Source organism: Streptomyces sp. A5-4 (assembly GCF_051131715.1).
Taxonomy (GTDB): domain Bacteria; phylum Actinomycetota; class Actinomycetes; order Streptomycetales; family Streptomycetaceae; genus Streptomyces.
The window spans coordinates 5,810,413-5,831,390 of the sequence record NZ_CP178591.1; the positions used below are offsets into that span (position 1 = coordinate 5,810,413).

General features: G+C 69.5%; 18 protein-coding genes and 1 riboswitch. Of the genes, 7 read left to right on the forward strand and 11 right to left on the reverse strand.

Annotation, left to right across the window (positions count from 1 at the left end; all coding sequences use genetic code 11):
- Positions 1–27 precede the first annotated feature (27 nt).
- The 4 genes from ACLLJJ_RS27270 to ACLLJJ_RS27285 form a co-directional block, all read right to left on the reverse strand.
- On the reverse strand, positions 28–1,044 hold the full coding sequence (locus ACLLJJ_RS27270) for a ribonucleotide-diphosphate reductase subunit beta (RefSeq protein WP_434596298.1): 1,017 nt from the start codon (positions 1,042–1,044) through the stop codon (positions 28–30).
- Positions 1,044–3,431: a ribonucleoside-diphosphate reductase subunit alpha gene (locus tag ACLLJJ_RS27275; protein ID WP_434596301.1), complete on the reverse strand. Its 2,388-nt coding sequence runs from the start codon at positions 3,429–3,431 to the stop codon at positions 1,044–1,046. Before ACLLJJ_RS27275 ends, ACLLJJ_RS27270 begins: the two co-directional genes overlap by 1 nt.
- Positions 3,432–3,570: 139 nt before the next feature.
- A riboswitch (cobalamin riboswitch) is annotated at positions 3,571–3,693 on the reverse strand.
- A gap of 134 nt (positions 3,694–3,827) precedes the next feature.
- Complete coding sequence (locus tag ACLLJJ_RS27280; RefSeq protein ID WP_434596304.1) at positions 3,828–4,031, reverse strand: YbdD/YjiX family protein; 204 nt, start codon at positions 4,029–4,031, stop codon at positions 3,828–3,830.
- On the reverse strand, positions 4,028–6,244 hold the full coding sequence (locus tag ACLLJJ_RS27285; protein ID WP_434596306.1) for a carbon starvation CstA family protein: 2,217 nt from the start codon (positions 6,242–6,244) through the stop codon (positions 4,028–4,030). Before ACLLJJ_RS27285 ends, ACLLJJ_RS27280 begins: the two co-directional genes overlap by 4 nt.
- 241 nt (positions 6,245–6,485) lie before the next feature.
- On the opposite strand from ACLLJJ_RS27285, the gene ACLLJJ_RS27290 reads away from it, so the two are divergent.
- The gene (locus ACLLJJ_RS27290; RefSeq protein WP_434596309.1) at positions 6,486–7,691 is read left to right on the forward strand and encodes an integrin alpha; all 1,206 of its coding nucleotides are present in this window, start codon (positions 6,486–6,488) and stop codon (positions 7,689–7,691) included.
- Positions 7,692–7,845: 154 nt separating this feature from the next.
- Here the strand turns inward: ACLLJJ_RS27290 and ACLLJJ_RS27295 are convergent, their stop codons facing one another.
- A complete protein-coding gene (locus ACLLJJ_RS27295; protein ID WP_434596311.1) occupies positions 7,846–8,610 on the reverse strand; it encodes a GntR family transcriptional regulator in 765 nt (254 codons plus the stop codon).
- A gap of 283 nt (positions 8,611–8,893) precedes the next feature.
- On the opposite strand from ACLLJJ_RS27295, the gene ACLLJJ_RS27300 reads away from it, so the two are divergent.
- The 4 genes from ACLLJJ_RS27300 (at position 8,894) to ACLLJJ_RS27315 (ending at position 13,677) form a co-directional block, all read left to right on the forward strand.
- Positions 8,894–10,174 (forward strand): extracellular solute-binding protein, encoded by a 1,281-nt coding sequence (locus ACLLJJ_RS27300; protein ID WP_434596314.1) that lies wholly within the window; start codon positions 8,894–8,896, stop codon positions 10,172–10,174.
- Positions 10,175–10,251: 77 nt separating this feature from the next.
- Positions 10,252–11,259, forward strand: coding sequence for a carbohydrate ABC transporter permease (locus tag ACLLJJ_RS27305; RefSeq protein ID WP_434596317.1), 1,008 nt, complete (start codon positions 10,252–10,254; stop codon positions 11,257–11,259).
- Positions 11,256–12,140 (forward strand): carbohydrate ABC transporter permease, encoded by an 885-nt coding sequence (locus ACLLJJ_RS27310; protein ID WP_434596318.1) that lies wholly within the window; start codon positions 11,256–11,258, stop codon positions 12,138–12,140. Before ACLLJJ_RS27305 ends, ACLLJJ_RS27310 begins: the two co-directional genes overlap by 4 nt.
- Before the next feature lie 7 nt (positions 12,141–12,147).
- The gene (locus ACLLJJ_RS27315; RefSeq protein ID WP_434596320.1) at positions 12,148–13,677 is read left to right on the forward strand and encodes a glycoside hydrolase family 3 protein; all 1,530 of its coding nucleotides are present in this window, start codon (positions 12,148–12,150) and stop codon (positions 13,675–13,677) included.
- Between the two features lie 179 nt (positions 13,678–13,856).
- On the opposite strand, the gene nagB is transcribed toward ACLLJJ_RS27315, so the two are convergent.
- On the reverse strand, positions 13,857–14,639 hold the full coding sequence (gene nagB / locus ACLLJJ_RS27320) for a glucosamine-6-phosphate deaminase (protein WP_434596322.1): 783 nt from the start codon (positions 14,637–14,639) through the stop codon (positions 13,857–13,859).
- Between the two features lie 631 nt (positions 14,640–15,270).
- Here nagB and ACLLJJ_RS27325 point away from each other — a divergent pair.
- Positions 15,271–16,737: a sensor histidine kinase gene (locus ACLLJJ_RS27325; protein WP_434600537.1), complete on the forward strand. Its 1,467-nt coding sequence runs from the start codon at positions 15,271–15,273 to the stop codon at positions 16,735–16,737.
- Between the two features lie 196 nt (positions 16,738–16,933).
- Here the strand turns inward: ACLLJJ_RS27325 and ACLLJJ_RS27330 are convergent, their stop codons facing one another.
- Positions 16,934–17,191 carry a WhiB family transcriptional regulator gene (locus ACLLJJ_RS27330; RefSeq protein WP_004937597.1) on the reverse strand — a complete coding sequence of 86 codons (258 nt, stop codon included), beginning with the start codon at positions 17,189–17,191 and terminating at the stop codon, positions 16,934–16,936.
- A 318-nt stretch (positions 17,192–17,509) separates the two neighbouring features.
- Positions 17,510–18,478, reverse strand: coding sequence for a diacylglycerol/lipid kinase family protein (locus ACLLJJ_RS27335; protein WP_434596328.1), 969 nt, complete (start codon positions 18,476–18,478; stop codon positions 17,510–17,512).
- Positions 18,479–18,551: 73 nt separating this feature from the next.
- Between ACLLJJ_RS27335 and ACLLJJ_RS27340 the strand changes: the two genes are divergently transcribed.
- Complete coding sequence (locus ACLLJJ_RS27340) at positions 18,552–18,983, forward strand: hypothetical protein (protein WP_434596330.1); 432 nt, start codon at positions 18,552–18,554, stop codon at positions 18,981–18,983.
- Positions 18,984–19,062: 79 nt separating this feature from the next.
- Here the strand turns inward: ACLLJJ_RS27340 and ACLLJJ_RS27345 are convergent, their stop codons facing one another.
- The 3 genes from ACLLJJ_RS27345 to ACLLJJ_RS27355 all read right to left on the reverse strand — a co-directional run bounded on the left by ACLLJJ_RS27345 (position 19,063) and on the right by ACLLJJ_RS27355 (position 20,956).
- Entirely contained in the window at positions 19,063–20,058 is a 996-nt protein-coding gene (locus ACLLJJ_RS27345) for an RNA polymerase sigma factor SigF (protein WP_434596332.1), read from the reverse strand.
- Positions 20,055–20,468, reverse strand: coding sequence for an anti-sigma regulatory factor (locus tag ACLLJJ_RS27350; protein WP_283517239.1), 414 nt, complete (start codon positions 20,466–20,468; stop codon positions 20,055–20,057). Before ACLLJJ_RS27350 ends, ACLLJJ_RS27345 begins: the two co-directional genes overlap by 4 nt.
- 227 nt (positions 20,469–20,695) lie before the next feature.
- Entirely contained in the window at positions 20,696–20,956 is a 261-nt protein-coding gene (locus ACLLJJ_RS27355) for a UBP-type zinc finger domain-containing protein (protein WP_434596335.1), read from the reverse strand.
- Between the last annotated feature and the right edge of the window lie 22 nt (positions 20,957–20,978).

Genomic DNA, 20,978 nt, shown 5'->3' on the forward strand with positions numbered 1-20,978 from the left:
CCGCGAGGCCCGGAGGCCCCCGAAGGCCTAGAAGTCGTCGTCGAATCCGACCGAGCCCTCGACCGCGGTCTGGTACGCCGACGGGCGGCGCTCGAAGAAGTTCGTCAGCTCCTGCACACCCTGCAGCTCCATGAAGGAGAACGGGTTCTCCGAGCCGTACACCGGGGCGAGGCCCAGGCGCTGGAGGCGCTGGTCGGCGACGCACTGGAGGTACTCGCGCATCGACTCGGTGTTCATGCCCGGCAGGCCCTCGCCGCACAGATCCTGGCCGAACTGGAGCTCCGCCTCGACGGCCTCCTTGATCATGTCGGTGATCTGCTGACCCAGCTCGTCGTCGAAGAGGTCCGGCTCCTCCTTGCGCACGGTGTCGACGAACGCGAACGCGGCGTCCATGTGGCAGGTCTCGTCACGGAACACCCAGTTGGTGCCGGTCGCCAGCCCGTGCAGCAGACCCCGCGAACGGAACCAGTACACGTACGCGAAGGCGCCGTAGAAGAACAGCCCCTCGATGCACGCCGCGAAGCAGATCAGGTTGAGCAGGAAGCGACGGCGGTCCGCCTTCGACTCCAGCCGGTCGATCTTCTCGACCGAGTCCATCCACTTGAAGCAGAACTGCGCCTTCTCGCGGATGGAGGGGATCTCCTCGACCGCGTCGAAAGCGGCGGCCCGGTCGTCCGGGTCGGGCAGGTAGGTGTCCAGGAGCGTCAGATAGAACTGGACGTGCACGGCCTCCTCGAAGAGCTGGCGGCTCAAGTACAGCCGCGCCTCGGGGGAGTTGATGTGCTTGTAGAGCGTCAGCACCAGGTTGTTGGAGACGATCGAGTCGCCCGTCGCGAAGAACGCGACCAGTCGGCCGATCATGTGCTGCTCGCCGGGGGAGAGCTTCGCGAGGTCGCTGATGTCCGAGTGGAGGTCGACTTCCTCGACCGACCAGGTGTTCTTGATCGCGTCGCGGTAGCGCTCGTAGAAGTCCGGGTAGCGCATGGGACGCAGCGTGAGTTCGAAGCCCGGGTCGAGGAGGTTCTTGGTGGCGTTGGTGGACATTACTGGCAGGCCTCGCAGGACTCGGGGTTTTCCAGGGAGCAGGCGATGGCGTCCTCGTCGGGAGCCGTCGCGGTGGCCACTTGCTGGACGGGGATGGGGGCGGCGACCGCGGCGCCGCCGGAGCCGGCCGCCCGCGCGATGCGCGTCGCCGGGCGCGAGCGCAGGTAGTACGTCGTCTTCAGCCCCTTCTTCCAGGCGTACGCGTACATCGAGCTGAGCTTCCCGATGGTCGGCGTCTCCAGGAAGAGGTTCAGCGACTGGCTCTGGTCGAGGTACGGCGTACGGGCGGCGGCCATGTCGATCAGACCGCGCTGCGGGATCTCCCACGCCGTGCGGTACAGCTCACGCACCTCCGCCGGGATCCAGCTGAAGCCCTGCACCGATCCGCTGGACTCGCGCAGCGCCTCGCGGGACTGCGCGTCCCAGACGCCGAGCTTCTTGAGCTCCTCCACCAAGTAGGCGTTGACCTGGAGGAATTCACCACTGAGCGTCTCGCGCTTGAAGAGGTTGGAGACCTGTGGCTCGATGCACTCGTACACGCCCGCGATGGACGCGATGGTCGCGGTCGGCGCGATCGCGAGGAGCAGGGAGTTGCGCATGCCGCTCTTCGCGATACGGGCGCGCAGCGCCTCCCAGCGCTCCGGCCAGGTGACCTCGACGCCGTAGTGGTCGGGGTGCAGGACACCGCGCGCGGTGCGGGTCTTCTCCCAGGCGGGCAGCGGGCCGTTGCGCTCGGCGAGCTCGCAGGAGGCCTCGTACGCCGCGAGCATGATCCGCTCGGCGATACGGGTGGACAGCGCCTGCGCCTCGGGGGAGCCGAACGGCAGCTTCAGCTGGAAGAAGACGTCCTGCAGACCCATCGCGCCCAGGCCCACCGGGCGCCACTTGGCGTTGGAGCGGCCGGCCTGCTCGGTCGGGTAGAAGTTGATGTCGACGACGCGGTCGAGGAAGGTCACCGCGGTACGGACGGTCTCGTCGAGACGCTCCCAGTCCATCTCGCCCGAGGCCAGCACGAACGAACCGAGGTTCACCGAGCCGAGGTTGCACACGGCGGTCTCGCCGTCGTCCGTCACCTCCAGGATCTCCGTGCACAGGTTCGACGAGTGCACCACGGAGCCGGGCTCGGCGGTCTGGTTCGCCGTACGGTTCGACGCGTCCTTGAAGGTCATCCAGCCGTTGCCGGTCTGCGCGAGGGTGCGCATCATCCGGCCGTACAGCTGGCGCGCGGGGATCGTCGTACGGGCCAGGCCGTCCGCCTCGGCCTTGCGGTACGCCGCGTCGAACGCGTCGCCCCACAGGTCGACCAGCTCGGGCACGTCGACCGGCGAGAACAGCGACCAGTCGGTGTCCGCGTCCACCCGGCGCATGAACTCGTCGGGGATCCAGTGCGCGAGGTTCAGGTTGTGCGTACGCCGCGCCTCCTCGCCCGTGTTGTCGCGCAGCTCCAGGAACTCCTCGATGTCCGCGTGCCACGTCTCCAGGTAGACGCAGGCCGCGCCCTTGCGCCGGCCGCCCTGGTTGACGGCGGCGACCGAGGAGTCGAGGGTGCGCAGGAACGGGACGATGCCGTTGGAGTGCCCGTTGGTGCCGCGGATCAGCGAACCGCGGGCGCGGATGCGCGAGTACGAGAGGCCGATGCCACCCGCGTGCTTCGAGAGGCGGGCGACCTCGTGGTACCGGCCGTAGATCGAGTCGAGCTCGTCCAGCGGAGAGTCGAGGAGGTAGCAGGAGGACATCTGCGGGTGGCGCGTACCGGAGTTGAAGAGCGTCGGCGAGGACGGCAGGTAGTCCAGGCGGCTCATCAGCCGGTACAGCGCGGCGACCTCGTCCAGGGCGCGGACCGAGTCGTCCTCGGCGAGGCCGGACGCCACCCGGAGCATGAAGTGCTGCGGGGTCTCGATCACCTGACGGGTGATCGGGTGGCGCAGCAGGTAGCGGCTGTAGACGGTCCGCAGGCCGAAGTAGCCGAAACGGTCGTCGGCCGTCCTGTCGATCAGCGCGTCGAGCCGCGGAGCGTGCAGCGCCACGAAGTTGGCGGCGCGGTCCGCGATCAGGCCCTCGCGGTGCCCCACGCCGACCGAGTCGGAGAAGGTGTGGACGCCCTGCGTCGCCGCCTCGTCCCGGATCGTGCGGGTCAGCAGCCGGGCCGCGAGGCGGGAGTACGCCGGGTCCTCGGAGATCAGGCCGGCGGCGGCGTCGGTGGCGAGAGCACGCAACTCGGCCGCGTCAGAACCGGCGTTCCGGCCGCGCAGCGCGGCCGCGGCGACTCTGCCGGGGTCGGTGTCGGGCAGATCGGCGGTGAGGTCCGTCAGGGTCCGCAGCAACTCTGTGCCGGGTCCTTCGGTCGTCACCGTGGCAGAAGCCGGATCGACTGGCGCGATGGTCACGGGGTGCTCTCCCTCGCTCGGCTCGGGGCCGGCGGGGGAGGGGGCGCACGGGCACACCTCACCCCCGAAAGGGCGGCACACCGCATTGCGTCCACCGGCCCAACCGCGAGGCCCGGACGTATCGGCATCCGGGTCGGTCGAACCGGATGCACCGTCGGCAGGTCTCGGACTCCTGGGTGCGCGAAAGCGCACCAATCACACCGTTGCGGGACAGTTCCGGATTCGCACCGGATTTCCCTGCGGCGACAGCGAGCACGAGCATACATGTGGGGGCCGGGGGATGCCGCACCCCCCAGATGTTGTGTCGCGGGTGTTGCGGCTTCGGTTCTGTGTACGACAACGGGCCGCCGCATCCCGGCGGATGCGACGGCCCGTGCGATCACTGGGCGGAGAGCCTCAGCAGCAGCGGAAGCCCTCCCGGGGATCCGCCTCGCGGGCGTCCGTACGACTGTGTTCGAACTCCCGTCGGCTCATGACGAGGGCCTGCGGGTCGCGGGATCTCGCGTGCTCCGCATACCGGTCGTAGGCGGATTCGCCGGTCAATTCGCGGACGTACCAGCGGATCCGGCCCGCCACGCGGCGTACGTCCGAGAGGGTCATTCCCGGCTCCCCGTTCCGACGCTCGCGGCGTCGTCCTTGCGCATGCCGCCCTCGGGGCCGAGGCCGGCCGCCACGAGCTCGGCCTTCTCCTCCTTGGTGGCGAGGAGCGAGGCGGGCGCGACGAGGCGGGACTCGACGTACGGGGTCTCGCTGAGCTTGACGCTCGCGGGGTCGCGGATCGCCTTGACGCAGACCCGCGTGGCCTCGACGAGCACCACGATGATGAGGATGGCGAAGAACGCGGACAGCACGCCGTCGACCGTGGAGTTGGTGACGACCGTGTGCATGTCGCCGACGGTCTTGGCGGGTGCGATCGCCTCGCCGGCCTCGATGCCCGCCTGGTACTTGTCGCGCTGGGCGAAGAAGCCCACCTTGGGATCGGCGGAGAAGATCTTCTGCCAGCTGGCGGTCAGGGTGACCGCGACGTCCCACAGCAGTGGCACGGCGGTGACCCAGGCCCACTTGAGCCGCCCGGACTTGACGAGCAGCGTGGTGCAGACGGCGAGGGCGACGGCGGCGAGCAGCTGGTTGGCGATGCCGAACAGCGGGAAGAGCTGGTTGATGCCGCCCAGCGGGTCGTGCACGCCGACCCACAGGAAGTAGCCCCAGCCGCCGACGACGACCGCGCTGGCGATCCAGACGCCCGGCTTCCAGCTGACCTGGCGGAACGGCTTGTAGACGTTGCCGAGCATGTCCTGGAGCATGAAGCGCCCGACCCGGGTGCCCGCGTCCACCGTGGTGAGGATGAACAGCGCCTCGAACATGATGGCGAAGTGATACCAGAACGCCTTCATTCCGGCGCCGCCCACCACCGCGGAGAAGATCTCCGACATGCCGAGCGCGAAGGTCGGCGCGCCGCCGGTGCGCGAGAGCAGACTCTGCTCCTCGACATCCTTGGCGGCCTGCGCCAGCGACTGCGGATCGATGGCGAAGCCGAGGCTGGTCACCGCTTCGGAGGCGGCCCGGACGTTGTCACCGATCACACCGGCGGGCGAGTTGATCGCGAAGTACAGGCCGGGGTCGATGATGGAGGCGCAGATCATCGCCATGATCGCGACGAACGACTCGGTCAGCATGGCGCCGTAGCCGATCATCCGGACCTGCGACTCCTTCTGGATCATCTTCGGGGTGGTGCCCGAGGAGACCAGGGAGTGGAAGCCGGAGAGGGCGCCGCAGGCAATGGTGATGAAGACGAAGGGGAACATCGAACCGGCGAACACGGGACCGTCGCCGCGGCTCGCGAAGTCGGTGACCGCGGGCATCTTCAGCGTCGGCAGCGTGATGAAGACGCCGATGGCGAGCAGGCCGATCGTGCCGACCTTCATGAAGGTCGACAGATAGTCGCGCGGGGCGAGCAGCAGCCACACCGGCAGGATCGAGGCCAGGAAGCCGTACGCGATCATCCACATGACCAGCGTGCCGGGCTCAAGGGTGAAGGTGTCGGCCCAGGAGGACTCCGCGACCCAGCCGCCGGCGACGATCGCGAGCAGCAGCAGCGAGACTCCGATGACGGAGACCTCGCTGACCCGGCCGGGGCGCAGCACACGCAGGTAGACGCCCATGAAGAGGGCGATCGGGATCGTCATGGCGATGGAGAAGACGCCCCACGGCGAGTGCGCGAGCGCGTTCACGATGACCAGGGCGAGCACCGCGAGCAGGATGATCATGATGGCGAAGACCGCGACCAGGGCGGCGGCGCCGCCGACCACGCCGATCTCGTCCCGGGCGATCTGGCCGAGCGAACGGCCGTCGCGACGCGTGGAGAAGAACAGCGTCACCATGTCCTGGACGGCGCCGGCCACGATGACGCCGACGATGATCCAGATGGTGCCGGGGAGATAGCCCATCTGGGCGGCGAGCACCGGCCCGACCAGCGGCCCCGCGCCGGCGATGGCCGCGAAGTGGTGTCCGAAGAGGACCCGGCGGTCGGTGGGGTGGAAGTCGACGCCGTTGTTGAGCCGCTCGGCGGGAGTGGCCCGGTTCTTGTCGACCTTCAGGACCCGGTTGGCGATGAAGCGCGAGTAGAAGCGGTACCCGATGGCGTACGAGCCGAGAGCCGCGGCCAGCATCCAGGCCGCGGACACCTCTTCGCCGCGGGAGAGGGCGAGTACGCCCCAGGCGACCGCGCCCACCAGGGCGACGAGCGCCCAGACGGCGATGGATCTGGGGGTCATTGAACGCTGTGCGGTGGTGGGTGGTGCCGGCTCTGCCATGAGTGTCTCGTCCCCTCGCTGATCACCTGCGTCTCGTGGACGACGCGCTGGAAATCTAGGGGACCGTTTCACCAGGCGTCACCCCCTGTCCGCATATCGGTACGACAACAACTTGAAGGGCCGAAGGGTGTGGCCGTACGGGCACGGCTGTAACAGCCGTGCCACAGGAGTGCTCGGGGAGCCCGGTTCGTACAACTTCGAGCGGGAGTGCGCTGTCAGTCCATCCAGCGGCGGGGCACGGATGCCTACCGCACAGCACCGGGCGCCCATCGCCGGTCGACCGTGCACCGGCGTCCCGGGGGCGCCGCCAACTGGAGGAGCACTCCTTGCGTACTACCTATTCGACGGCGGCTCTGGCGGCGCTGGTCGTGCTGACCGCCGGTGGCCTGTCCGCGGGGCCGGCCGTGGCCGCCCCGCGTCGGCGCGGGGTCTGACCGGGGCGAGCAGTTGGCTGGAGGCGGAGAGCCCGATCGCCGGCCAGGAGTACGGCACCGGGCTCGCCGCGGCCGACGTCGACGCCGACGGCCGCCCCGAGCTGGCCCAGGTCACCGGCGTCGACGCCGTCTACGGCCACGACTTCGGCGACGACCGGAACCCGGCCAACCCCGAGTTCCTGTACGGCGTACCGACCGAGGAGGGCTTCCGGCCCACCGGCCTGACGGCGGGGGACTACGACAAGGACGGCTACGAGGACCTGGTCGTCCTGGGGACCGAACCGCAGCTGGAGTACGTCCAGAGCCGCTCGGTGCTGCTGCGCGGCGGCGCGGACGGGATCACCATGGACCGGATGTTCTCCGGGGGCACGTCCGGGGCCTCGGCGGACATCAACAAGGACGGCTACCCGGACCTGGTGGTGGGCGACCCCCGGGTGCTGGAGCACGGTGAGTACGACCTCTCGCCGGGCAGCGTCCAGGTCCGTTACGGCAGCGAGGACGGCCTGTTCGGCGCCTCGGGCGAGGACCGCCCGCAGATCTTCGAGCAGAGCAAGGACGGCATCCCCGGCAGCTCCGAGGTCGGCGACGACTTCGGCAGCGACGTTTCGCTGGGGGACGTCAACGGTGACGGCTACCCCGACCTGGCGGTCGGCTCCCGGGGCGAGAGCATCGGCGACCGCGAGAAGGCGGGCGCGGTGTGGCTGCTGCGGGGCTCGGCGCGGGGTCTGACCGCGGCAGGGGTGAAGGACATCAACCAGGACACGGCCGGAGTGCCGGGCGTGGCCGAGGCCGGTGACGCCTTCGGCGGGCAGGTCCGGCTGATCGACGCGAACCGCGACGGCAGGGCCGAGCTGGTGGTGGGCGCCCCCGGCGAGAACTCCCCCGAGGGCCACGTCTGGGTCTTCCCCGGCAGCGCGTCGGGGCCGGCGACCGCCGGGTCATGGACCTTCGGCGCCGCCGCGCTCGGGGCGCCGCAGCACAGCGCGCACTTCGGGGCGACGCTCGGCAAGTGACCCGGCCAGGGGGTGCGGAGCGTACTCCGCACCCCCGCGGCGGCTTCCGGTACGGGCGGCCCGAGTGCCGCAGGGGGGGGGCGACGCCTGTTCGCCGGGCGTTCCTCCCGCTGTCGGGCCGCCCGGCCGGTGGCCCTGTCGGTCGGTGGGCCGCTCAGTCCGTGGGCCGCTTCAGCCTGGCGACGAACTTGTAGCGGTCGCCGCGGTACACCGAGCGGACCCACTCCACCGGCTCACCGGCCCCGTCGATCGAGTGCCGGGACAGCATCAGCATCGGCAGGCCGACGTCCGTGCCGAGCAGTCCGGCCTCGCGCGGGGTGGCCAGGGACGTCTCGATGGTCTCCTCGGCCTCGGCCAGCCGCACGTCGTACACCTCGGCCAACGCCGTGTAGAGAGAGGTGTACTTGACGAGCGAGCGACGCAGCGCGGGGAAGCGCTTGGCCGACAGATGCGTCGTCTCGATGGCCATCGGCTCGCCGCTGGCGAGCCGCAGCCGCTCGATGCGCAGGACACGTCCGCCGGTGGTGATGTCGAGCAGCCCGGCGAGGGTGTCGTCGGCGGTGACGTATCCGATGTCGAGCAACTGGGAAGTGGGCTCCAGGCCTTGCGCCCGCATGTCCTCGGTGTACGAGGTGAGCTGCAGGGCCTGCGAGACCTTCGGTTTGGCGACGAAGGTGCCCTTGCCCTGGATGCGCTCCAGGCGGCCCTCGACGACCAGCTCCTGCAGGGCCTGGCGCACGGTGGTGCGCGAGGTGTCGAACTCGGCCGCGAGCGTGCGCTCGGGCGGTACGGGGGTACCGGGAGGCAGGGTCTCGGTCATGTCCAGCAAGTGACGCTTGAGTCGGTAGTACTTGGGCACGCGCGCGGTACGGCCGGCCGTCGTGCCCTGCGTCTCAGTGCTGCCCCCGTCGGTACTCATGGCCCGCCTTTCCGCCTGCTGCGCTGTTGCCGTCACCGGCTCCTCCGTCTGTCGCGGCTCACATGGTGGCACGGTCCGGTCACGAGACGTCGCCCTCCCTCATGTGTCGGTCCGGTAACGGACGCGACAGCCCTTCTTATACACCCTTGACACCCCTAAAGGTCTAGGCCAAGCTCCCGGTACTGGTCTAAACCATTCAAGACCAGGTCCCAGCCCCAGGCTGTACTCGTCGTAAATTTTCGCGGTGGGCGGGGGGTTGCAGGCATCCCTGAGGAGGGTTGGCGTGAAGCGCAAGCTCATCGCGGCGATAGGCGTCGCGGGCATGTTGGTCAGCGTTGCGGCGTGTGGCGATTCGGACAGCGCGGGCGGTGGCGACAAGGCGAAGCCCAAGGAGCTGACGGTCTGGCTCACGGTCGACGCACAGAACAACTGGCCGGAACTGGTCAAGGCCGCCGACGACACGATCGTCAAGAAGTACCCGGGCATCAAGATCAAGCACGAGTACTACGGCTGGCCGGACAAGAACGCCAAGCTCGACGCCGTACTCGCCACGGACAAGGCTCCGGACGTGGTCGAGATGGGCAACTCCGAGATGGTCGGCTACATGGCCACCGGCGCGTTCGCCGAGATCGACCCGGCCACGTTCGACAAGTCGGGCGACTGGCTGGACGGCCTCAAGCTGTCCGTCACCTACGAGGGCAAGACCTACGGCGTGCCGTACTACGCGGGTGGCCGTGTGGGCACCTGGCGCAAGGACGTCGCCGCCGACGCGGGCGTCAAGGCCGTGCCGAAGACGTACAAGGAGCTCACCGCCGCCCTGGACAAGATCCAGAAGAAGCAGGGCGACAAGTACAACGCCTGGTACCAGCCTTCGCCCGACTGGTACGCGGCCATGTCGTTCGTCTACGACGCCGGCGGCTCCATCGCCAAGCAGGACGGCGACCAGTGGAAGTCCACGCTGTCCTCGCCCGAGTCGGTCAAGGGTCTCGGCGAGTACAAGAAGGTCCTCGACTCGTACATGCACGGCGACAAGACCAAGGACGAGTCCGACCGCCCGGTCGTCTTCGGCCAGGGCAAGTCGGCCACGATGTTCGCCGCCGCCTGGGAGGGCGGTACCGCCGCTGCCCCGGAGAACGACAAGGTCGGCAAGCTGGCCGACAAGATCGAGTCCTTCGTGATGCCCGGCCCGTCCGGCAAGAACCTCCCGGTCTTCCTCGGCGGCTCCGACCTGGCGGTCCCGGTCAAGTCCGACGCCCAGGCCGTCGCGGGTGAGTGGATCAACGCGTTCACCGGCGCCAAGGGCCAGCAGGGCCTCATCGCCAAGGGCAACCTGCCCAACAACAAGACGGACCTGGAGCCGTTGAAGTCGGACCCGAAGACGGCCGTCCCGGCCACCGCCGCGGCGTCCAGCTGGTTCGTGCCCACCGCTCCGGGCTGGGGTCAGGTCGAGAAGGCCAAGATCCTCCAGACCATGCTCCAGGAGATCGGTACCGGCAAGAAGTCGGTCGACGCCGCCGCGAAGGCCGCCGACGCCAAGATCGACAAGGTCATCAACACCAAGTGACCTCGAGTCGGCAGGGCCCCGCCGAATCGGCGGGGCCCTGCCGCCCGTAGCTGGAGAGGGACGCTGAGGAGCGCGCGATGAGTGCCGCAGAGACAACCACCGCCAAGGTGCCGCCGACGCGGCAATCGCCACCGCCACCGACGGAGTCCGGGGCGCGGACCTCCCGGGCCGGGGGGCCGGTCAGGAAGAAGACCTCCGACAGAGCCGCGGTGCCCTGGGCGTTGCTCGCTCCCTGTCTGCTGATCATCGTGCTCGTCATGGGCTATCCGCTGGTGCGGCTGGTCACGCTCTCCTTCCAGAGCTTCGGCAAGTCGGAGCTCTGGGGCTTCAAGGAAGCCGAGTGGGTCGGCTTCAAGAACTTCGCCGCCATCCTCGGTGACGCCGAGTTCTGGTCGGTCGTCGTACGGACCATCGTCTTCACGGCCGGCGCCGTCATCTTCACCATGGTCATCGGCATGGCCATCGCCCTGCTCCTGCAGCGGGTGTCCGGCTGGGTGAAGGCGCTCATCAGCATCGCGCTGGTGGCGAGTTGGGGCATGCCCATCATCGTGGCCACCGCGATCTTCAAGTGGATCTTCGACACGGACTACGGCGTACTCAACTGGATGCTGAGCAAGCTGCCCGGCGTCGACATGGTCGGCCACAACTGGTTCGCCAGCGGGCCGCAGGGCCTCACCGTCATCATGCTGCTTGTCGTGTGGGGCGCCGTGCCCTTCGTCGTGATCACACTGAGCGCCGGACTCACTCAGGTCCCCAAGGAGATGGAAGAGGCCGCGCGGCTCGACGGAGCAGGCGCCTGGGGCGTCTTCCGCTGGGTAACCCTGCCGATCCTCAAGCCCATCATCGTCATGCTGACGACGCTCTCGGTGATCTGGGACATGGGCGTCTTCCCGCAGGTCTTCGTGATGCGCGGCGGCAACCCCGAAGCCGAGTTCCAGCTGCTCACCACGTACTCGTACCAGAAGGCGTTCGTCGTCAACGACTACTCGGGCGGCTCCGCGATCGCACTGGTCACCGTGTTGCTGCTGCTCGGCGTCGTCGCCGTCTACATGCGCCAGATGCTCAAGATCGGAGAGGTGGAGTGACCTCGACCACCGCGGCTCCCGCCGTCGTTCCCCGTCCCAAGGGCCGCCTCAAGGGCAAGTCCCGCAAGAAGGGCAAGTCCGGCTGGAACGTGCTGGGCCTGCTGGTCTTCGTCGTCGTGGGCTTCCCGGTCTACTGGATGCTCAACACGGCGTTCAAGCCGGCCAAGGACGCGATCAACCCCGATCCGCAGTTCTTCCCCAGCCCGTTCACGCTGGAGAACTTCCGGCGGGCGTTCGACATCGCGGACTTCTGGGGGCCGGTCGGACGCAGTCTGCTCGTCTCCTCCGTCGTCGTCGTCATCGGCATCATCGTCGGCATGCTCGCCGCGCTCGCCATCTCCCGGTTCGCCTTCCGGGGCCGCAAGATTGTGATCGTCGGCATCCTCGCGGTCCAGATGGTGCCCCTGGTAGCCATGATCATCCCGGTCTTCCTGCTACTGAACGAGCTCGGCCAGTACGACAAGATCACCGGCCTGATCATTACGTACCTGACCTTCATCCTGCCGTTCACGGTCTGGACGCTGCGCGGTTTCATCGTGAACATTCCCAAGGAGCTGGAGGAGGCGGCCATGGTCGACGGCTGCACCCGCACCGGCGCCTTCGTCCGCGTGGTCTTCCCGCTGCTCGCTCCGGGCATGGTGGCCACTTCCGTCTACGGGTTCATCCAGGCGTGGAACGAGTACCTGTACGCGCTGATGCTGATGAGCCAGCAGAACCAGACCGCCACCGTCTGGCTCGGCAACTTCACGACCAAGCACGGCACCGAGTACGCCCCGATGATGGCCGGCGCCACCATGATGGCCGTCCCCATCGTGATCCTCTTCCTCCTCGTCCAGCGCAAGATGGCCGCAGGTCTGACGGCCGGCGCAGTGAAGGGATGACGCTGCCATGACGACACTGGTAAGCCCTACGAGCACGCTGACCCGCGATGCCCTGGCGGTCCTCCAGCCCGGCTTCGTGGGCGCCACCGCCCCCGACTGGCTGCTGCGCAGGGTCGGCGAAGGCCTGTCCTCGGTCGGTCTGTTCGGCCGCAACATCACCTCGCCACGACAACTGGCCGCACTCACCGCGCAGTTGCGGGCCGAGCGCGACGACATCCTGGTCGCCATCGACGAGGAGGGCGGCGACGTCACCCGCCTGGAGGTGCAGAACGGTTCCTCCTTCCCCGGGAACCTGGCGCTCGGCGCCGTCGACGACACCGACCTGACCCGGGCCGTCGCCCGCGAGCTGGGCCGCAGGCTGGCCGAGTGCGGGGTCAACCTCAACTGGTCGCCGTCCGCGGACGTCAACTCCAACCCGGGCAACCCGGTCATCGGCGTACGGTCCTTCGGCGCCGACACCCAACTGGTGGCGCGCCACACGGCGGCGTACATCGAGGGCCTGCAGTCCTCCGGTGTCGCCGCGTGCACCAAGCACTTCCCCGGGCACGGCGACACCGCCGTCGACTCGCACCACGCGCTGCCCCGCATCGACGTGGACCTGGACATCCTGCACGCCCGTGAGCTGGTGCCCTTCCGGGCCGCCATCGCGGCGGGCTCCAAGTCCGTGATGAGCGCGCACATCCTGCTCTCCGCACTCGACCAGGACCGCCCGGCGACGCTCAGCCCCCAGGTCCTCACGGGCCTGCTGCGCGACGAGCTGGGCTACCAGGGCCTGATCATCACCGACGGCATGGAGATGCGGGCCATCTCCGGTACGTACGGCATCGAGCACGGCAGCGTCCTGGCGATCGCCGCGGGCGCCGACGCGATCTGCGTCGGCGGCGGCCTGGCCGACGACGAGATCGTGGTGCGGCTGCGCGACACGCTGGTCGCCGCCGTGCACAGCGGCGAACTGCCCGAGGAGCGGCTGGCCGACGCGGCCGAGCGGGTGCGTTCGCTGGCCCGCTGGACGCAGCACAGTCGCGGTATCGCGGAGCGGGGTCCGGATGCCGGCTCGGTCGCGGGGGACGCCTTCGCGCCGGGTACCGCCGCGGGCATCGGCCTCGTCGCGGCCCGCCGCGCGCTGCGGATCACCCGGAACGACGAGCGGTTCACCCCGGTGAAGGAGGCGCCGTACGTCGCCTCCTTCACCCCCGAGGCGAACATCGCCGTCGGTGACGAGACGCCGTGGGGTGTGGCCGCCGAGCTGGCGCGGCTGCTGCCGGGTACCGAGACGGGTACGTACGGCAGCGAGAGCGAGTTCGGGGGCGTGCTGCGGGCGGCGGGGGGCCGCAGGGTCGTGGCCGTGGTGCGCGACGTGCACAGGCACCCCTGGATGGCCGGGGCGCTCGACGCGCTGCTGGCCGCGCGGCCCGACACGGTCGTGGTCGAGATGGGGGTTCCCGAGGCGCCGCCGCGCGGTGCGCTGTACATCGCCACGCACGGCGCGGCGCGGGTCTGCGGGCGGGCCGCGGCGGAGGTTGTCGCCGGGGTCTGAGGTGCGAGGGCGTCGGGACGGTCGGGGGGCCGCCTGCGGCGCCTTCGTGCTGCCCGGACCCCTCGCGGACCCCTCGCGGGCCGCTGCGGGGAGTCGCGCGGTCCGCTTCGGGGTGCGGAAGCGCCTGAGGGGCCCGGCGGAACTCCCGGGCCCCTCAGGCGAGTTGCGGCCGGTGGCTGCTAGAGGCCCTGCCAGGTGGGCTTGGCCGCGTACGTGTCGCGGAAGTAGTCCGCCCGCTTCAGCTGGGCCGCCGCCGCCTCGTCGATCACCACGGTCGCGTGCGGGTGCAGCTGCAGCGCCGACGCGGGCACCAGCGCGGACACCGGCCCCTCCACGGTCTGGGCCACCGCCTCGGCCTTGCCGGCGCCGGTGGCGAGCAGCACCAGGTGACGGGCTTCCAGGATGGTGCCGATGCCCTGGGTGATGACGTGGTGCGGCACCTCGTCGGGGCTGTCGAAGAACCGGGCGTTGTCCTGCCGGGTCTGCCGCGTCAGCGTCTTGATGCGGGTGCGCGAGGCGAGCGAGGAGCACGGCTCGTTGAAGCCGATGTGCCCGTCGGTGCCGATGCCGAGGATCTGGAGGTCCACGCCACCCGCCTCGGCGAGCGTGCGCTCGTACGCCTCACAGGCGGCCTGGACGTCCTCGGCGGCCCCGTCGGGGCCCATGAAGGACGCCTCGGTCAGGCCGAGCGGCTCGACGACCTCGCGCAGCACCACCGAGCGGTACGACTCGGGGTGACCGGTGGGCAGTCCGACGTACTCGTCGAGCTGGCAGATGCGGGCGCCCGAGGCGTCGACCGCGCCCGCGCGCACCTTGGCCGTCAGCGCCTGGTAGATGGGCAGCGGCGTCGAACCGGTGGCCACGCCGAGCAGCGCGCCGGGCTTTCGGCCCAGCAGGCCCGCCATGGCCTCCGCGATGAGCTCGCCACCTGCCTTGGCGTCCGGGACGATGACAACTTCCACGCTGGGCCTGCCGATCTGAAGAGATGAGAAGTGTGGTATAGACCAATCTAGCAGAGGGAGTCGGGCGTGTCCGGTGCCCACGGATGAACCATTCGGGTCGGCGGGCGCACGGGGCGCGGCCGGACCGGTCGGCCGGGAGGCTCGGCGAGGCCCGATCAGCATGGCCCGGATCGTGACCCTCAGCCACCCGGAGGCCGGTACGCGGGCGGGTGGGCGCGAAGGGGGCGGCGGGCCGGGTTCGGTGCCGTCGACCTGGGAATCTGTGAGGCCCCTGGGGTCGGTGGTGCGCCGGGCGGCTCGAAGGCGGGACCGGCACCCGCGGGCCGCGGCACCGCGACGGGACCCTCGGCCCGTCCGGCACCGCAGCCCGGAGTTGCTTCGGCCGACGGGCGTGGGGGCCCGGCCGGCCGATCGAGAGGCGGTGGCGCAGTCAGGGCAGAGAGCGCCGACCACCTCGATCCACCCTCCTGTGCGGGGAGGGCGGAGGCTTTACCAGCCCATTGTGGACTAGACCATTCTCCTGTGTCCATGCATGCGAGGCACCCACTTTTCGGAGCTTCCTCCATACTGGCGTACCCGACCGAACGTCCGCTCGGTACACAACGCGGGTACTCTCGCACACGTGCCCTCCATGAACGACCTCGTACGCCAGCACACCGCCCTCAGCGACACCGACCTCGAGTGGCTCCACCTGCTGGTCTCGGAGTGGCAGCTGCTCTCCGACCTGTCCTTCGCCGACCTCGTCCTGTGGGTCCCCACGCTCGACGGCACCCGCTATGTGTCGGTCGCCCAGATGCGGCCCAACACCGGGCCCACCTCCTACCAGGACGACATGGTCGGCCACCTCGTCCCGCGAGGCCGCCGCCCCATGCTCGACGCCGCCCTCGACGAGGGCCGGATCGTGCGCGAGGGCGACCCGGAGTGGCGGGAGGAGGTCCCGGTCCGGGTCGAGTCGATCCCGGTGCGCCGCGAGGGCCGTGTCCTCGGCGTCATCGCCCGCAATACGAACCTGCTGACGGTGCGTACGCCCAGCCGCCTCGAACTCACTTACCTGCAGAGCGCCTCCGACCTGGCCCAGATGATCGCGGCCGGGTCCTTCCCGTTCCCCGGCGACCAGGTCGACATGGACGCGTCGCCGCGCGTCGGCGACGGCCTGATCAGGCTCGACGCGGACAGCATCGTCCAGTACGCCAGCCCCAACGCGCTCTCCGCGTACCACCGGCTGGGCCTCGCGTCCGACCTGGTCGGCCAGCACCTGGGCCAGGCCACCGCCGAACTCGCTCCCTCCCGCGGCCCCGTGGACGAGGCCCTGGTCAAGCTGGCCAGTGGCTGGGCACCCAGGGAGACCGAGGTCGAGGGCGGCGACGGGGTGATCCAGCTGCGCGCGATCCCGCTCAAGCCCAAGGGCATCCGCATCGGTTCCCTCGTGCTGTGCCGCGACGTCACCGAACTGCGGCGGCGCGAGCGCGAATTGATCACCAAGGACGCCACCATCCGGGAAATCCACCACCGGGTGAAGAACAACCTCCAGACGGTGGCCGCGCTCCTGCGGCTGCAGGCCCGCCGGATGGACTCGGAGCAGGGCCGCGAGGCGCTGAACGAGGCGGTGCGCCGGGTCGGGTCGATCGCGATCGTCCACGAGACGCTCTCGCAGAACCTCGACGAGCGCGTGGAGTTCGACGAGATCGCCGACCGGGTGATCGCGATGGTCGCCGAGATCTCACCGGCCAAGGTCAGTTGCCGGCGGACCGGCCGCTTCGGCATCCTCGACGCCGAGGTCGCCACCCCGCTCGCGATGGTCCTCACCGAAGTCCTGCAGAACGCCCTGGAGCACGCGTTCGCACCGGCCGAGCAGGGCTCGGTCGAGGTGTCGGCGGTACGCGGCGGCACCCGCACCGACGGCCGGCTGCTGATCACAGTCCTGGACGACGGCCGCGGGCTGCCCGAGGGCTTCGACCCCAAGCGGACCGGCAATCTGGGGCTCCAGATCGTACGGACTCTGGTGGAGGGCGAGTTGGGCGGCAGCTTCGACATGGTGCCGGGTCCGGAGCGCGGCACCCGCGTCGTACTCGACGTCCCCGTACGGACCGACAAGTAGCGCCCGAAGCAGCGCCCGAAGCGACGGAAAGTCCTGGAGAACAGCAGTGAGCCCCGGACCGTGGAACGGTTCGGGGCTCACTGTCTACTGCTCACGTTGCTGTGCGCATTGGGGGGTACTGCGCGCTGCGACTCGGGGGCGGGAGGTGCGTACTCGCTGTACGCGCCGCCAAGCTCAGGCTGTTGGCGGGGGTGGGTCAGGCGGTAGCGTTACGCGCCCGGTTGCGAGCGGCACGGCGCTTCATTGCGCGGCGCTCGTCCTCGCTGAGGCCACCCCAGACACCCGAGTCCTGGCCGGACTCGAGCGCCCACTGCAGGCACTGCTCCATGACGGGGCAGCGGCGGCAGACGGCCTTGGCTTCCTCGATCTGCAGCAGCGCAGGACCGGTGTTGCCGATGGGGAAGAACAGCTCGGGATCTTCCTCGCGACAAACGGCGTTGTGACGCCAGTCCATGGCTGCTACCTCTCCTTGGTATTACGTGCAGGTTGCTTGTGAATGTGAACGCTTTCACGAATCCCCCCGCAAGTGAAGGGCCGACTGCCAGATGGACTGGTGTGGTCCTGGATGTGAGGAGGGGTTCTGGCTCTCAGTGGAGGCTGGTGTTGCGGGCCGTCCCGATCGCCATGTAGAGATTCGCAAACCTCGGCGCCGGGCACAACCCCTTCCGGAAAGTTTTTTTTGATTCCTTGGTGTCGGCTAGGTCACAGCCGTAGTTCCATGGGGTGGACCTCTGCCCAAACGTTCGAGTTAAAGGACTTTCGGCCCTTCCACTCACACAATCACACGCAGTGCACGGCGTACGCCTGTGAACGTCACGCTCGTACGCAGTCCCAGGTGGTCGCCGTCCATCTGGAAGGGCAGCCGCGCCTTGGAATGCAAGGTGAAGTCCGTCAGGTCGTGCAGGGTCACCGCGTGCTTGCCGTGCGGCCCGCGTTCGGGGGTCGAGGTGAGCAGCTGAGTGGCATATCGAGCCACCGCGGGAGTCGACATTTTGGTCAGCCCGAGGACGTCCAGGGCCGTGTCGAACGAGGCCTCGGGGGACGCGTACATCGGACGATTCCCCAGGTAGGTCCAGGGGGAGGTGTTGCAGACTATGGAAAGAGCGAGATCCTTCACCGGGTCCTGCCCCGGCCGTTCCAGAGTGATCACCCCGTGCCGGCGATTGGGCTCCGCGAGGAACTGACGCACCACCTGGCGCACATAAAGAGCGTGTGTGGATCGCTTGCCGCGCTCCCGTTGCTGTTCGACCCGGCCGATCACACCGGCATCGAATCCGTAACCCGCACAGAAAGTGAACCAGCGGGGGGGAACGGACTCGTCCTCCGTGCCGGGAGTGCCCGCCGCGAGTCCCAGGCCCACTGTCCGCTCACTGCGCGTGCTCAGGGCGTCCAGGATGGCGCCGGTCGCCTCGACGGGGTCGTTGGGCAGGCCCAGGGCGCGGGCGAAGACATTCGTGGAGCCGCCGGGGACCACCGCGAGGCCCGGCAGTCGGTCCGGGTCCGGGCCGTTGTGCAGCAGACCGTTGACGACCTCGTTGACCGTGCCGTCGCCGCCCAGCGCCACCACCAGGTCGATTTCCCCGCTCTCCGCGGCCCGCCGGGCGAGGTCACGGGCGTGCCCGCGGTACTCGGTGGTGACGGCCTCCAGCTTCATCTCGCTGGCGAGCGCATGAATCAGGACATCGCGAGTGCGAGCACTGGTGGTGGTTGCTGCCGGGTTGACCACGAGGAGTGCGCGCATGCGCAGCAGACTACCTACTCGGGGGTACCCGGCCCAGACCTGCCCTGCCGGTACGGCCCGTTACGCTGCGAGGGTGAGCACTGAGCAGACCCCCGAGACCGCCGCCGACCCGCGCCCCGCCCGGCTGACCGCCGCCGCGGCGCTCGCCGCGCTGGAGGGCCTGGCGCTGCTCGTGGGTGGCGCGTACATGCTCGTGATGGGGTTGCTCGGCAGCCCCGACAAGCCGGAGCAGGCCGAAATGGGTGGTGTGACGTTGATCGCCCTGGCGGTGCTTCCGCTGCTGGCCGCGCGCGGTCTGCTCAAGTGCCGCGCGTGGAGCCGGGGGCCCGCCCTCATCACGCAGCTGATGGCGCTGCCGGTGGCGTGGACGCTGCTGCGCTCCGAGGGCTCCCTGCTGATCCCGGCGGGCATCGCCCTCGCCGCGGTGGCCGTGACGGCCCTGGTGCTGCTGATCAACCCGCGGACGACCAGGGCGCTGGGCATCCGCGGCCCCCGCGACGCCTGACATCCGAAGGTCCCGCATCAGGCTTCCGACGTCGCGAGGGAACGTAACGCTCAGTTACGGCCGGTCAGTTACGGCCGCTCTACTCCTCGACCAGGAGCTTCTCGCGGAGCTGGGCCAGCGTGCGGGCCAGCAGCCGTGAGACATGCATCTGCGAGATGCCGACCTCCTGCGCGATCTGCGACTGGGTCATGTTCCCGAAGAAACGCAGCAGCAGGATCCGCTTCTCGCGCGGCGGGAGGTCCTCCAGCAGCGGCTTGAGCGACTCCCGGTACTCCACGCCCTCCAGGGCCACGTCCTCGGAGCCCAGCGTGTCCGAGACCGGCGGCGACTCGTCGTCGGTGTCCGGCACGTCCAGCGACAGCGTGCTGTACGCGTTCGCGGACTCCAGGCCCTCCAGGACCTCTTCGTCCGAGATGCCGAGCCGCTCGGCCAGTTCATGGACCGTGGGGGAGCGCCCGTGCTGCTGGGAGAGCTCGGCCGTGGCCGTCGTCAGCGAGAGACGCAGCTCCTGGAGGCGGCGCGGTACCCGTACCGCCCAGCCCTTGTCCCGGAAGTGCCGCTTGATCTCGCCGACCACCGTCGGTGTCGCGTACGTCGAGAACTCGACGCCGCGCTCCGGGTCGAACCGGTCCACGGACTTGATCAGGCCGATGGTGGCGACCTGGGTGAGGTCGTCGAGCGGCTCGCCGCGATTGCGGAACCGGCGTGCGAGATGCTCGACCAGCGGGAGGTGCATGCGCACCAGCCGGTTGCGCAGCTCCGCCTTCTCCGCCGATCCGTCCGGCAGTTCACGCAACTCGATGAACATCGCTCGCGCACCACTGCGGTCGTGAGGATCGTGGCGTCCGCGATCCCTTGAGTGCTGTTCGTGCTCGCTCATATGGCCCGCCCGCTCTGCCTGCTCCGCCGCCGCCGTGCCCACAAGGCCGTCCACGCCGTCCACCGGGTGGGGCCGGGCCTGCTGCTCAGGGATGCCCGTCGGCCTCTGCGCCGGTCCTCCCTGAGCCGCCTGCCCTCCTGTCGGTGCCTGTGGGCTGAGCTCCTCGTTACGCACCGGCCCGTCCCCGTTCGTCACGCCGGCCCGGGTCCCGCGCCGCGCTGTTTGTACAGGCTGATGGTGACCGTACGGTCGTCAGCGACCGTGGCGTCCACCTTGCCCGCCAGTGCCGACAGCACCGTCCACGCGAAGGTGTCGCGCTCGGGCGCGCGCCCGTCCGTGGTGGGGGCCGAGACCGTCACCTCCAGAGAGTCGTCCACGAGCCGGAAGACGCAGCTGAGGACGGAGCCGGGCACGGCCTGCTGAAGCAGGATCGCGCAGGCCTCGTCCACCGCGATGCGCAGATCCTCGATCTCGTCGAGGGTGAAGTCCAAGCGTGCGGCGAGGCCGGCCGTGGCCGTACGCAGCACGGACAGGTAGGCACCCGCAGCGGGCAGCCGGACTTCCACGAAGTCCTGGGTCCCGGGCTCGCCTGCGATCTGGGACACCCTCACCTCCAAGGTGCACAAGCTTTTTCGGGGGTCCGGGAGGGGGCGCCCCCCGGGACCACGCGGTACGTCGTTCGCCGGTGACGCTATCGCGATCCACACTTCCGTGTCGCCAGGACCCCCGCCCGGCGACTGTCACTCATGGTAAGCATATGGGTACGGACAGTGGCTAGGGGTCTGCGGCGCCCAATTGGAAAGAACCGGCGCCGGGTTGACGTACCCAGGCGTCAGACGATCGAACCGTCGACAAAGCACCAGCGCCAGCTGTCTCCCGGCTCGAAGCTCCGCATGACCGGATGGCCGGTCTGTTTGAAGTGCTCGGTCGCGTGCCGGTACGGCGAGGAGTCGCAGCACCCCACGTGCCCGCACACCAGGCACAGCCGCAACTGCACCGGGTGACTGCCGATCGCCAGACACTCGGGACAGGTGTCGCCCAGCGGGGTGGGCTCGGGGTGAGGCAACCCCGCGACATGCGAGCACTCATTCATGATGGCCAGGTTACGACCTTCG

Excerpts from the sequence above, each read along its gene's own strand:
- ACLLJJ_RS27270 (WP_434596298.1), bottom strand. The coding sequence starts at position 1,044 with ATGTCCACCAACGCCACCAAGAACCTCCTCGACCCGGGCTTCGAACTC.
- ACLLJJ_RS27280 (WP_434596304.1), bottom strand. The coding sequence starts at position 4,031 with ATGACCCTCTCGGACGTACGCCGCGTGGCGGGCCGGATCCGCTGGTAC.
- ACLLJJ_RS27285 (WP_434596306.1), bottom strand. The coding sequence starts at position 6,244 with ATGGCAGAGCCGGCACCACCCACCACCGCACAGCGTTCAATGACCCCC.
- ACLLJJ_RS27290 (WP_434596309.1), top strand. The coding sequence starts at position 6,486 with ATGCCTACCGCACAGCACCGGGCGCCCATCGCCGGTCGACCGTGCACC.
- ACLLJJ_RS27295 (WP_434596311.1), bottom strand. The coding sequence starts at position 8,610 with ATGAGTACCGACGGGGGCAGCACTGAGACGCAGGGCACGACGGCCGGC.
- ACLLJJ_RS27305 (WP_434596317.1), top strand. The coding sequence starts at position 10,252 with ATGAGTGCCGCAGAGACAACCACCGCCAAGGTGCCGCCGACGCGGCAA.
- ACLLJJ_RS27315 (WP_434596320.1), top strand. The coding sequence starts at position 12,148 with ATGACGACACTGGTAAGCCCTACGAGCACGCTGACCCGCGATGCCCTG.
- ACLLJJ_RS27325 (WP_434600537.1), top strand. The coding sequence starts at position 15,271 with ATGAACGACCTCGTACGCCAGCACACCGCCCTCAGCGACACCGACCTC.
- ACLLJJ_RS27330 (WP_004937597.1), bottom strand. The coding sequence starts at position 17,191 with ATGGACTGGCGTCACAACGCCGTTTGTCGCGAGGAAGATCCCGAGCTG.
- ACLLJJ_RS27335 (WP_434596328.1), bottom strand. The coding sequence starts at position 18,478 with ATGCGCGCACTCCTCGTGGTCAACCCGGCAGCAACCACCACCAGTGCT.
- ACLLJJ_RS27355 (WP_434596335.1), bottom strand. The coding sequence starts at position 20,956 with ATGAATGAGTGCTCGCATGTCGCGGGGTTGCCTCACCCCGAGCCCACC.